The following is a 13,763-nucleotide window of genomic DNA, read 5'->3' on the forward strand; positions in this document are numbered from 1 at the left end:
AAAACTTATACATACTTTTGAATTAGAGGATTGATGAAAATGTAAGTTTTGATAAAATTATAATTAATAAAATAAAAAGGTGTGGGTCTTTTCTATGAAAAAGGTTATAAATGTTGTTGGCGCTATAATTTATTCAGAAGGGAAAATCTTATGTGCACAACGTAGTGAAAACATGTCATTACCATTAATGTGGGAATTTCCAGGTGGCAAAATTGAGCCTGAAGAATCTGAAAAAGAAGCTTTAATCAGAGAAATACAGGAAGAGATGAAATGTGATTTAGTTGTCGGTGACAAAGTGACTACAACTGAACACGAATACGAATTTGGCATTGTAAGATTAACTACTTTTAAGTGTACATTAAATAATCAAATGCCTACGCTAACGGAACACAAAGAAATCAAGTGGTTACATGCTGGTGAGTTAAAAACACTTCAATGGGCACCAGCAGATATTCCAGCAGTAGAAATGATTTCAACTGGTGAAGAATAATGCCTAATAATATAGTAGATAGTTTAAAGCAGTCATTGAATAAAGGTTTTATAGATAAAAACGTTGTTCACGAAGGTAATTTGAATCCCAAAATATTAATAAATAATAAAAATCAAAACGTATTAACAACTATTTTAAATGAGTTAAACAAATGTAATACATTTTATATATCAGTAGCGTTTATTACTGAAAGTGGGTTAGCAAGTATTAAATCAGCACTCTATGATTTAAATAAAAAAGGAATTTCAGGAAAGTTAATTACTTCTAATTATTTAGGATTTAATACCCCTAAAATGTATAAAGAATTATTGAAACTAAACAATGTTGAAGTACGCTTAACAGACATTGAGGGCTTTCATGCGAAAGGATATATATTTGACCATGATAATTATTCTTCTATGATCATTGGGAGCTCTAACCTGACATCAACTGCAATGAAAGTAAATTATGAACATAATGTTTTGTTGTCAACTCATAAAAATGGCGATTTAATACATAACGTAAGGTATCAATTTGAAGAATTATGGGATAACAGTATACCTTTAGATGAGAAATGGATTGAAGACTATGAATTATCATTTAGTCCGAAACTCTATAAAAATTTATTTGAAATCAATAGTGAGCAAAACACATTATTAAACAAATTTAATAAAACCAATGAAATAAAACCAAACATCATGCAAGAAGAAGCTTTGATGTCTCTAAGACAATTAAGAGAATCAGGTGAACATAAAGGGTTAGTTATATCGGCTACTGGAACTGGTAAAACTATTTTATGTGCATTGGATGTAAGGAATTATAAGCCTACTAAATTTTTATTTATTGTTCATAATGAGAGTATTTTAAAGAAAGCTCGCCAAGAATTTATAAAAGTATTTCCTCATGAAAGTCCACAAGAGTTTGGTTTATATACAGGTACTCAAAAAGAACAAAAAGCAAAATATGTTTTTGCAACTATTCAATCTTTAAGTAGAAATGATAATTACAAAAACTTTAAAAAAGACGCATTCGATTATATAGTTTTTGATGAAGCGCATCGAACTGATGCTAAAACATATCAAATTATTTTTAATTATTTTAATCCTGATTTTATGTTAGGTATGACAGCAACTCCAGAGAGAACAGATGATGGAAATATATTCAAATTATTTGATAATAATATTGCATATGAAATTCGATTACCTAAAGCCTTGGAAAGCAAAATACTTTGTCCATTTCATTATTATGGAGTTACCGATTATGTACATAATGGCATAGAAAGTGATGATTTTACTGATTTAAAAGATTTAACTTCTGAAGAAAGGGTTAGTCACATAGTTGAAAAAGCAAACTATTACGGTTTTTCAGGTGATACATTAAGAGGGTTGATATTCGTTAGTAGAAAAGAAGAGGCTATTGAAATAGCAGAGATGTTGACAGCTAGAAATATTCCAAGCAAGTCATTGATTGGTAGTGACACCCCGAATAAAAGGATGAAAGTAACAAATGAATTAATTAATGGGGAAATTAAATATATCGTCACAGTCAACTTATTCAATGAAGGTATAGACATTCCAGAAGTGAATCAAATTTTAATGTTAAGAGGTACACAATCTAGTATTATATTTATTCAACAGTTAGGTAGAGGATTGAGAAAAAGTTCTGAAAAAGAATATGTTACAATCATAGATTTTATAGGTAACTATAAAAATAACTATCTTATTCCAATAGCTTTGTCAGACAATCAATCTCAAAATAAAAATGCATATCGTGAGTTTTTAAGTAACCCTAATAAAATAGAAGGTATATCTACGATTAATTTTGAAGAAATCGCTAAGAAAAAAATCTATGATTCTATAGATAATGCTAAATTAAATAGTGTAAAAATTATTATTGATGCATATAAAACTGTTGAAGAACGAATAGGTCATACACCAATGCTTATAGACTATATTGAACAAAATTCGATTGACCCTCAGGTTATTTTATCTAAATTTAGCAGTTATCATGAATTTTTAAAGAAATATAAATATACGCAAATGGAACTCTCAGATGATGCAACAAAAAATTTATGTTTCTTATCAAGAGAAATATCACCTGGATTAAAAAATTCGGATTATTTAGTACTTGAATATATAATCAATAAAAGTCAAATAGGTGAAGAAATATATGATGAATTGAATCATCTTAATAATGAGGATATTAAAACTTCTTTAAAAATATTAACATTAGAATATTTTGGTCAAGCAGAACATGCGAGATATGGTAGTCCAATTATAACTAAGAATGGAAATAAATATATTTTGAGTGCTTCATTTAAAAAACATTTGGCAGATATGCAATATCAATTATATGTAGACGATTTAATTAGTTTAGCTAAATATTATAATGAGAAGTTTCAAAATTCAGGGAATGACTTAATCCTTTATAATCAATATTCGAGATTAGATTTTCTAAAATTAGTAAACTGGAGAAATGATGAAAAAAATATGAGTAATAACATTTATGGTTATAGAGTGTTAGATGATCATATTCCAGTATTTATTACATATAAAAAATCTGAAGATATAGAAGATAATATTAAATATGAAGATCATTTTATAAGTCAAGATGAATTAGCTTGGGTTTCAAGAGCAAATGCATCATTAAAAAGTAATGAAATACAAGATATTATTAACCATAAAGAGCAAAATAAAAAAGTTTATATTTTTGTAAAGAAAAGTGATGCTGAAGGAAGACTTCATTATTATTTAGGAGAAGCAGAATACATCCAAGGAACAGCTAAAGAAGAAATTCGAGATATTGGTGATAGAGTAGTAACAATGAATTTTACTATGAAGACATCAATTAGAGATGATATATATAGATATATTGTAGAAGAATAAAATTAACGATCACCATAGTGTAATTAGTCAGATTTTAAATTGCACTATGGTGTCTTTTATTATTTTGAATATATAATAATATATGTAATATACATAATGATTAGAGGGATTCAAGATGATAAAAGATATAAAAAATGTTTTGAATTTGATAAAAATGAAAAATAGTGAGGATGTCAGAACGAATAAAGATTGGGACCTAAGTGACAAGTATTCATCAATTATTGAAGAATTATTGCCCAAACAGCTAGAAAATTTATCTTATAATAAAGACCTTTCAACTACTGGAAGTGTTGGAAAGGGAAATTATAGTATGGTTCCATGGGTTACTACCTTTAACACTAATATAACTAAAAGCACTCAAAAAGGTTACTACATTATTTATTTCACCCCGAAGGCAAAGGGGTATATCTCTCTTTAAATCAAGGTTGGAGCGAAATTAAAGAAAAAACTTTGGGTGTGAAAAAAGCTAAAGAAAAAGCACTTGCCCTTTCCAAGTATTTAGCGTCATATCTGGATGATAATAACTTTGAAGTAGGTAGATTTTATTATTCAAATAATAAGGATAGTAAATATGATAAATCGGATTTGCCAAGTGGATATGCTCACGGTTCAATTATTTATAAGTATTATGATTTTGAGACTGAAGTGTATACCGAGGATATGATGATTTCAGACTACAAAGAAATGATTAAATTACTTAACGGATTAGTAAATAAAATTAATATAAATGAATATAACGCTTTATTATTAAATATTAATGAAATAGTAACAATAATAGAGACTAAAGAACTTAATGAAAGTATTAATGAAAATAAAAATATTCAAATGTCTCAAATAGATAAGCCCAAAGCTTCCACATATGCAAAAAAATATAAGACCTCTACTAAAAAACAAACTGATGACGACATTGAAAAAGCCCATAAAGAAAACAAAATAACGGGACAAATTGGAGAAAAATTAGCTTATCAATATTTTATGAATTTAATTGAAAAAAATATATCTGATAAAAATTTACAAGAACAATTTATTAATACAATTGATACATCTATGGGTGAACTGCACGGATATGGATATGACATGACTGCTTTTGATCCTCAAAATTTAGATAGTCCAGTTGAAAAATATATTGAAATTAAAGCCACTAAATCTAAAAAAGAGGATGAACCTTTTTACTTATCATTAAATGAAATATATGCCATGTATGAGAACCCTCAAAAATATTTGATATTCAGAATTATAGGATTAAATAGTAAAACACCTAAGTTTTATATTATTGATCCATATGAAAACCATGATGAATTTGAAAGTGTAGAGGATTTAATAGAGAAAGTCTTTAATGCCGAGTGTATTCAATTTAAAATATTTAATGTTAAACCATAGAATATACATCATAGTTAAGAGGGATAACATAAAAGTATAATTACCTGAACCTAAGCGCTTTAACGCATTGTGAGTAGTTCTAAGATAGATAACGTAGCGAAGTTATAAGACTCCTAGCGGAAAAGAAAGTGTCTCAAGACTACAGGCTTGAGCCTTTGCCGCAGGAAAGCGAAATAACTTAAGTAAGTGAATATCTATCTAAGAACTACTTTATAGCCCCCTAGGCAAGTATATCGACTTAAGTGAAATATAAATCCTTTTATATTCCACATACATAAATTCCTTCAATAGCTTTCATTTTCAAAAAAGTGAACTATTTGTGAAAAGTATCACAAAATACTTTAAAAATTTTTAAAAGGGTGTATGATAAGAATTGTAAGGAATAAGTAATGGGAAGTGATACTGATGAGAAAAGTAATTGAAGAAGTTGTTTTTTCTGATGAAGGCAGTTACGACATTTATTTGAAAACTGGTGTTAATCAGGGAATGATCGGTGATATTAAAGATGGCTACTTGACTATCGATTCAATTCCATATATTGATGCAGAACGACTATATTACTATGGACTCGAACGTAAAACACTCGTTACAAATTAATACAAATTGAATGGCCTCCTATTAACATTCAAGAACCTTATATGCCTTCGTTGGTGAGCAGTCGAAGGCATACCATAAATATACCCCTAATCATTCTGGAATAATGTGTTGAAAGCCCGTATCTTACCATAGAGATACGGGCTTCAGTGTATTATAAATCTTTGAAATTCTTCTTAACTTCATTATATTGATATTCTTGATTATATAACTTAAACTTGTAGCCTTCTTGACTAGAGAATGGCATTCTTACACGTGGAATTTGGTCCAATTGTGCGATAAATTCTCTCTCTTGGCGTGTACGTTGATTCACACTCATCTCCATCCATTCTTCTTCACTATATAAATCGATGAAATGAAATGAGAAACTTGTTCTACTCTTTTCAGCGCGTAACGCTTGAATACGTTCTTCAAATGTCATTGTGTAACCTCCTATCTTTCTATATGCCCAATGATTTAATTACATATATTAACTTTAATACGTTTTCTTAAAGATTACAATTCATCTTAGTATTTTCATAATAATATTTCCTAGGAATTGTCTTAAAGGTTTAATGCATTTTAAATAAGGTAATGTATTTTATGAATCTAAAGTAAAGGATGAAGTGAAATGACAGAATTAAACGGACGCGTAGCAATTATTACCGGTGCAAGTAGTGGTATCGGAGCAGCAACAGCAAAAGCACTTGAGAAGCAAGGTGTTAAAGTCGTATTAGCAGGACGTAGTCATGATAAATTGAATACGGTAGCAAAAGATATGAATGAAGACAATATACACATTGTACCTACAGATGTGACAAACCAAGTAGAAGTAGATGCACTAGTAGCAAAAGTCATCGATACATTTGGACACGTGGATATCTTCGTAAATTGTGCAGGTGTCATGCGTTCATCTAAAATCACAGACTATCAAGTTGAGTCATGGGATTCAATGGTTGATACGAATATTAAAGGACTTCTATACAGTCTTAACGCGATATTACCTAAGTTTGAAGCACAGGGGTCAGGACATGTAGTCAATTTAGCATCTATATCTGCGAATGAAGTATCTAAAGAAAGTGCATTATATAGTGCTACAAAATCTGCTGTACTGATGATTTTTAATGGCTTAGAAAAAGAATTAGCAAAAACAGGGATTAAAACAACAAGCATATTACCAGGAATGGTAGATACACCAATGACAGAACGCAGTGACTTTGGTGGTCGTAAGAAACTAGATCCTGAAAATATTGCAGATGCGATTGTTTACGCATTAACACAACCTGCACATGTTAATGTGAACGAAGTGACAGTACGACCAGTATAATAATAGTCATAGGTGTTTCTTGTCATTTGGCAAGAAACACCTTTTTTGTAATTTTTATCGTGATACACTCATATTGAAGGACGATAGTGGGGATAACTAAGATTTAGAGGAGTGACAAAGATGGAGAAACGTCTTTATAACTTATTAGAATTATTAGTTAGCTATAATACGGAGAGTCCACCTGGACGTAATACAGACCCTTTGCAAGATGAGATTGAGGAATTATTAAAAGCACTTGGATTTAGTATTCAACGTGAGCAACTTTATATGAATGATAGTGTCATTGTCGCGACTTTGAAGGGGAGTAACCCTTCCGCACCTAAACTTATATTAAATGGCCATGTAGATGTGGCATCAGTAGATGATGATTCAAACTGGACGTATCCGCCATTTGAATTAACCCAATTGGATGACTGGCTTTATGGTCGTGGAGTAAGTGATATGAAAGGTGGTATGGCGTCATTATTTTATGTTCTTGAAAAGTTACATCAAGAAGGACGCCAACCTAAAGGTGATATTATCGTGCAATCGGTTGTTGGAGAAGAAGTAGGTGAAGCAGGTACGAAACTTGCTTGTGAAATTGGACCTGAAGCTGATTTAGCACTCGTGTTAGACACAAGTGAGAATATGGCGCTTGGTCAAGGTGGTGTGATTACCGGATGGATTACCGTGAAAAGTAAGAATACCATTCATGATGGTGCGCGTAGTCAAATCATCCATGCTGGTGGTGGATTGTTTGGCGCGAGTGCCATTGAGAAAATGACAAAGATTATACACGCTCTAAATGATTTAGAACAACATTGGGCAGTGATGAAACATAGTCCTGGTATGCCACCTGGTGCCAATACGATTAATCCAGCAGTCATTGAGGGTGGCCGTCATCCTGCCTTTATTGCAGATGAGTGCCGTTTATGGATAACGGTTCATTATTTGCCAAACGAGCGATATGAAGATGTAGTTGCAGAAATAGAAGATTACTTGAATCGTGTGGCTGAGGCTGATATTTGGCTTCGTGAGAATCCATTGCAGTTTGAATGGGGCGGCGAATCAATGATTGAAGATAAAGGCGAAATCTTCCCAAGCTTCACTATTCCGCTCAATCATCCTGGTTTTAAACAATTACAATCAGCACATCATCATGTTCATGGCACAGACTTAAAACATGGTATGAGTACGACAGTAACGGATGGTGGCTGGACTGCACACTTTGGCATTCCTACGATTTTATATGGACCTGGTAGCCTAGAAGAAGCACATAGCGTAGATGAGAAGATTGAAGCATCGGAACTTCAAACTTATAGCGATGTGCTATATCAATTCTTAAATCATTGGTACGATCATCCAGAGAAGTAAATAATAGAAAAAAGGCAATGGTCATGTGCGACCATTGCCTTTTTAAATTGTTTATAGACTATTTTTTAATGAACGACGAATGCGGTTCATCCAATTTGCACGACGTTTCGATACGACAGGCATACCTGAAGGTTGAGCTGAACGTTTTTTAAGTTCTTGGCCATATTTAATCGCTTCTTGCATTAAATAAACTTGTGAATTTAATGGTGACAAGTTATTTTCTACATAATGGTAATGACCATGTTCGTCTTGGAAACGTCCTTTTTGGTTATCAGATAATTGTAAATCCATAAAGTCGACTAAACGTTTACCAATCTCTTTATCTTCAACTGGGAATAGGATTTCTACACGTTTAATCATATTACGTGTCATTACGTCAGCTGATGATAAATAGATACGTTTATCGCCATTATTATGGAAGTAATAAATACGAGAATGTTCTAATAATCGACCAACGATACTTACAACTTCAATGTTCTCACTAATGCCTGGGATACCAGGTTTTAAGCAACAAATACCACGAATAATGAGTTGAATCTTCACACCGGCTTGTGATGCTTCGAATAATTTTTCGATGATTGTTTTGTCTGTTAATGAGTTCATTTTCATCATAATTTTACCGTTACCATGTTGAAGGTGACTGCTAATCTCTTTGTCGATTCGGTCGATAAAGACGTCACGAATATCGAAAGGTGCAACGATTAATTTATTGTATTCTGGTTTAACAGAGTACCCACTTAAATAATTGAAGAAGTTAATTGCATCTTCTGCAATTTGTTTATTTGTAGTGATAATACCCATATCTGTGTATAATTTCGCAGTTTTGTCATTATAGTTACCTGTACCCAAGTGAACGAATGACGTCAATTCGCCACCGACACGCTTAACTACTAATGCGATTTTACTATGTGTTTTCAGGTGTGTCATACCGTATATCACGTGACACCCTGCGTCTTCTAACATACGTGCCCAATGGACATTGTTTTCTTCATCGAAGCGTGCTTTTAATTCCACAAGTACGGTTACTTGTTTCCCTTTTTCTGCGGCTTCTTTCAAACTCTTAATGATAGGTGAGTCTTTACTTACACGATACAATGTTTGTTTAATTGCAATCGTATTAGGGTCATCTGCCGCTTCACGGATAAAATCAACGATCGGTTCGAAAGATTCGTACGGATGGTGGAAGAAGATGTCACGTTTCAATGCAAGTTCATATAAATTGTTGTTTCCTAGTGAACGTGGAATTTGTGGTGAATATTTCTCGTAAGTGAGATAGTTTAATTTATGAGATAAGTGATCGACTAAACCAAAGATAAATGTTAAATCTAGTGGTCCATTAAGGAAATAAACATCTTGGTGATCCACTTCTAATGTCTCGATAAGCCAATCAAGATCATCTGGATTAGCGGTACGACCATCAACTTCTAGACGTACTGCTGAACCACTCTTACGTTCTTTAAGGAAACGTTCAATTTCGATAAGTAAGTCTTCTGCGCCATCTTCATGAATCGTTAAATCAGCATTTCTTGTAATTCTGAAAGTAAATGTATTTAAGACTTCATAACCAGTAAATAAATAATTGATAAAGTAAGTAATAACGTCCTCAACCATCACAACATACTGTTTAGCACCTTCATTGTAAGTTAGAAATCTTGGAATAAGTGATGGTATTTGAACGATGGCTGAATTGATGGCATCTTCAGTGTCAATATCAACGAAGATGTTTAAACTTTTATTATTAAGCTTAGGAAACGGATGGTAAGCATCTATGCCGAGTGGTGTTAAGGTTGGCAAGATAGTTAATTTGAAATCTCTTTCTAATTTATCTAATATTGGTTCAGATAATTCGTTTGGTTCACACATCACAATTTCGTAATCTCGAAGTTCAGTCATTAATTCATTGTAGCGTTCATATTGCTTATCTACATATTTTTTAGCTTTTTCTTGGATAGCATCAACTTGTTCTTGTGGTGTCATTTGTGCTTTGTTTTCAGGTTTATCATATCCCATTTTAACTTGGTCTTTTAAACCAGCAACACGAACCATGAAGAATTCATCTAAGTTTGAACTAAAAATAGATATAAAGTTTAATTTTTCAAGTAGCGGGTTGTTTTTATCATATGCTTCTTGAAGTACACGATAGTTGAAATCAAGCCAACTTAATTCGCGATTGTTATAGTACTGCGGTAAGCTAATATCATTTTCTCCCAATTGAGTTTGCATTCCAAATACACCTCGTCATTTCCTCAAATATGCGTTGTTCTTTTCAATTAGTAAGTAAAAGGCATAACATCCTAACTTAAAGATAGCATACTTGTTTTAAGATTTTGTAAAGATGATAGAAACATTTCCTTTAAGTATCTTTTCGATATGTTTTTTCTGTCTATTTGCTTGATATTCTTCGGCAATAGGCTCGCCTTCTGTATAAAATACAGTTAATTGATAGTCATCGTCGCCTTTTTTCTTTTTCTTCAATTCGATATCGACAACAAAGCTTGTTTGTGAAATGTTTAATGCGTTAATGAATTTAATAATGCCACCTAATGTTTGGATTGAATCTATTTCCTTATTGCTGAACCAATCCGTTTCTTGGCAATAGAATTTCAATAGTGATTTATTTTTAAAGCTGGCAAGTAACGCCAATTTAACTCGGTCTTTATGTGTATAGCCGTTTATCATTGAGTTTGCAATGATGTAATACGTGTGTGGAGAACTTGAATCAGAATCAATGAAACTACCAAGATAGTATATATAAGCGCCTTCTTCAAAGAGACGTTGCTCATTGTCGCTAATATCTAAATCTGCGATATCAATGAGTTGTGATAATAACGATTTAGCTAGTTTGAGACGCGCTTGTGAACTAACATCTTCAATCTTGTATTCACGTGCTAAGAAATGAATGGACTCTTTACGGACGTTATGTTTATCAAAGACGTCAGGGTAGCGTTCACGAACTTGTTTCATGACATAGCCTTCACGTAGACCATTTCTTGAGAATGTGAACTGCCTTGCGTCTACAATTTTATATAATGTTTTAAATACGGATACCGCTGGAAGGATAATATCTGCACGATCACGACTTAAACCATCAAGGTTGGTTAAATCATCACGATCGTTTTTACGAATGATATCAAAGACTTCATCGATATCTTTATTCGTCATTGTGTAGTTGTGGACGCCACCAATAGGATATGAATGCTCGGCTTGATGAATACGGGCAACATTTCGAGCGGAACCACCAACACCCACAAGCGCAACCTTTTGATCCTTAAGCCATTCTAACGATTCAAATTGTTGTGATAAGAATTTCTCCATATCTTTAATAGCACCTTTGTCATTGTGCGCTTTGTCATTGAAGAATTTTCTTTTGAGTGTCACGACACCGAAAGGGAAGCTGTGGGATTCAAAAAGTTCTTTATCTTTAAATAATGTTACTTCAGTCGAACCACCGCCGATATCAACGGATACACCATTTTCGATTTCCGTCGTATGTGTGATTGCATAGTAACCGTAGTAGGCTTCGTCCGATTCAGGTACGATTTTAATATCGATGCCTACTTCCTTTTTAACTTCCTTGACGATTTCGTCATTGTTTTTAGACTGACGAATTGCCGCTGTAGCAATCGGATGTAACTCGGTTACATTGAATTTATCTGACACAGATTTGAAACTGTGTAGTGCATCAATGAGTACTTTTATGCCGTCTTTACTCATCTTATTATCTTTAGTGAGATATTGGCTTAGACGTGTAGGGGTCTTAATGTTGAGCAATTCATTAATGCCTGTCGCTTTATTAAAGTTGAAAATAACTAATCTGATTGTGTTGGATCCAATATCTACTAAACCTATTCGTTCTTCCATCGTGTCCTCCTAAATGCCTAAAATAATGTTAATAATGAATACACTTCTATACCTTTATTTTACCGTAATATCACGCTTTGAAAAAGAGAGAGTGACATAATTATTGGTAATAAGTAAAAATTTTTGTAAGGGATTACATATAAATAGACCTTCTCAATAAATGAGAAGGTCTTTACAAAGATTTGCGTTTCAATTATCACGATGCATTGCGAATTAGTGTGGAATTTTGACAGGGCCACCTGGTCCGAGTGGAATGCCAAGAAGGTACCACGCAATGACGAATAAGGTCCACACAATACCTAATGCGAAGGTGTATGGCATTAAACTCGAAAGTAGGGAACCTAGTTTCATATTTTTATCATACTTTTGCGCATAAGATAGCACCAGTGGCATATAAGGCATCATTGGTGTAATAGGGTTTGTAATAGAATCACCGACACGATAAATCATTTGTGTAAACGCTGGATGATAACCGAGTAGAATCATCATTGGTACAAAGATTGGCGCAAGAATACCCCATTTAGCAGATGCGCTTCCAATAATTAAGTTAATTAAACTACTCAATATGATAATGCCGATGATGAGCACAATCCCATTTTGATGTTGTAATAATTTAGCGCCATAGACTGACACAATAATCCCTAGATTACTCCATTGTAAAAAGGCGAGTAATTGAGCGGCAAAGAAGACGATTAATATAAATGATCCCATAGAACCAAGTGAGTCACTAATCATGCTACCTAAATCTTTGGAATTCTGAATTTGTTTACTTAAAATCCCGTAAACAATCCCAGGAATTAAGAAAATAACGAGGATGACTAATCCCACACCATTAATTAATGGAGAATCATCAATAAGACTTCCAGTTTTTGCGTTTCTTAACCAACTACTTTCTGGTAAGCAACAAATGATTAACGCTACGATGAGTATTACGAAAGACATGTTTGCCCAGAACAACGCTTTTTTCTCTGTTGGCGTAATATGTGATGATGTTTCCTCATCTTCATCGTAATCTGCTTGACTTGCATCATAGTCGCCTAAACGTGGAATAACAACCTTTGTAGTAGTGAAATAGATAACGGGAAGTACCAAGATGACACTCGCGGCAATAAAGTACCAGTTCATAGCCACATTGATCTTGACACTATCTGAAACAATCTTCGTCGCTGGTTCAGTAAAGGCATAGACTAATGCATCTTGCATACCAATTAAAAAGTTTGCACCAAAACCACCTAATGAAGAAGCATAGGCCATTGCAAGACCGGCGATTGGGTGATAACCAATCTTAATAAAGATCATTGCAGCAAGTGGGGGTAAGATGACTGTTGCTGCATCCCCAGCTAGACTTCCTAATATCCCAATTAAAATGATAGTCGGTACAATGATTCGATTTGAAGCTCGGTTAACAACTGAAATCATTAACTTATCAAAATATCCTGATTTCTCAGCAGCACCAACACCAATCATCACCGCTAATACAAGTCCTAGTGCAGGAAATTCAGAAAAGTTCTTAACGGCATCATTCATAATCATAGCGATACCTTCAGTACTAAGAATACTCTTTATATGTATGGTTTCTCCATTCCCTGGATGTTTCACTGATACGTCAAAAAGAGACACAATCCAAGTGATAACGGCTAAGCCAACACACATTAAGAAGAAAAGCATTGCAGGGTCTGGTAATTTATTACCAGCTTTTTCAACACCATTTAGAAATTTATTAACTAAAGATGTTCTTTCTTTTGTATTAGTGGTCATAAAATGCCCCCCCTTTGTTAGTTAACTCAAAGTATAACAAACTGATTTTTAAAATATAGCAATTTTCAGAAATTTAAGTATAAGAATTGGTTATTAATGTGATAAGTACAATAATAATTACTTATTAAATAAGATTGGAATTAAATTGTGTGATGAA

10 protein-coding genes and 1 pseudogene are annotated in these 13,763 nt (G+C 33.0%); 7 read left to right on the forward strand and 4 right to left on the reverse strand.

All coding sequences use genetic code 11. The annotated features are described in order from the left end of the window. Positions 1-94 precede the first annotated feature (94 nt). The 5 genes and pseudogenes from JVV30_RS03940 (at position 95) to JVV30_RS03960 (ending at position 5,331) form a co-directional block, all read left to right on the forward strand. Positions 95-490, forward strand: a complete 396-nt coding sequence (locus JVV30_RS03940) for a (deoxy)nucleoside triphosphate pyrophosphohydrolase (protein WP_016930782.1) — start codon at positions 95-97, stop codon at positions 488-490. Beyond that, positions 490-3,354 (forward strand): DEAD/DEAH box helicase, encoded by a 2,865-nt coding sequence (locus tag JVV30_RS03945; RefSeq protein ID WP_204193457.1) that lies wholly within the window; start codon positions 490-492, stop codon positions 3,352-3,354. The genes JVV30_RS03940 and JVV30_RS03945 overlap by 1 nt, the downstream gene beginning before the upstream one ends. Before the next feature lie 154 nt (positions 3,355-3,508). Next, a pseudogene (locus tag JVV30_RS13205) lies at positions 3,509-4,005 on the forward strand (MrcB family domain-containing protein); the annotation flags it as partial. Between the two features lie 174 nt (positions 4,006-4,179). Continuing rightward, positions 4,180-4,734, forward strand: coding sequence for a protein NO VEIN domain-containing protein (locus JVV30_RS13210; RefSeq protein ID WP_107642746.1), 555 nt, complete (start codon positions 4,180-4,182; stop codon positions 4,732-4,734). A 405-nt stretch (positions 4,735-5,139) separates the two neighbouring features. Then, positions 5,140-5,331, forward strand: coding sequence for a hypothetical protein (locus JVV30_RS03960; RefSeq protein ID WP_011274908.1), 192 nt, complete (start codon positions 5,140-5,142; stop codon positions 5,329-5,331). Positions 5,332-5,482: 151 nt separating this feature from the next. Here JVV30_RS03960 and JVV30_RS03965 read toward each other — a convergent pair whose 3' ends face one another. Then, positions 5,483-5,749: a DUF1413 domain-containing protein gene (locus tag JVV30_RS03965; protein WP_037570701.1), complete on the reverse strand. Its 267-nt coding sequence runs from the start codon at positions 5,747-5,749 to the stop codon at positions 5,483-5,485. Positions 5,750-5,938: 189 nt separating this feature from the next. Between JVV30_RS03965 and JVV30_RS03970 the strand changes: the two genes are divergently transcribed. Next, the gene (locus JVV30_RS03970) at positions 5,939-6,634 is read left to right on the forward strand and encodes an SDR family oxidoreductase (RefSeq protein WP_037535654.1); all 696 of its coding nucleotides are present in this window, start codon (positions 5,939-5,941) and stop codon (positions 6,632-6,634) included. A gap of 120 nt (positions 6,635-6,754) precedes the next feature. Next, positions 6,755-7,987 carry an acetylornithine deacetylase gene (locus JVV30_RS03975; RefSeq protein WP_204193461.1) on the forward strand — a complete coding sequence of 411 codons (1,233 nt, stop codon included), beginning with the start codon at positions 6,755-6,757 and terminating at the stop codon, positions 7,985-7,987. Positions 7,988-8,038: 51 nt separating this feature from the next. Here JVV30_RS03975 and JVV30_RS03980 read toward each other — a convergent pair whose 3' ends face one another. From JVV30_RS03980 to JVV30_RS03990, 3 genes are all read right to left on the reverse strand, one after another. Further along, positions 8,039-10,210: an RNA degradosome polyphosphate kinase gene (locus tag JVV30_RS03980; protein ID WP_204193462.1), complete on the reverse strand. Its 2,172-nt coding sequence runs from the start codon at positions 10,208-10,210 to the stop codon at positions 8,039-8,041. Positions 10,211-10,306: 96 nt separating this feature from the next. Beyond that, positions 10,307-11,848, reverse strand: coding sequence for an exopolyphosphatase (gene ppx, locus JVV30_RS03985; RefSeq protein ID WP_204193463.1), 1,542 nt, complete (start codon positions 11,846-11,848; stop codon positions 10,307-10,309). 213 nt (positions 11,849-12,061) lie between these two features. Continuing rightward, a complete protein-coding gene (locus JVV30_RS03990; RefSeq protein ID WP_204193464.1) occupies positions 12,062-13,606 on the reverse strand; it encodes an AbgT family transporter in 1,545 nt (514 codons plus the stop codon). Between the last annotated feature and the right edge of the window lie 157 nt (positions 13,607-13,763).

Source organism: Staphylococcus sp. GDY8P47P, assembly GCF_016892225.1.
Lineage (GTDB): Bacteria > Bacillota > Bacilli > Staphylococcales > Staphylococcaceae > Staphylococcus > Staphylococcus borealis.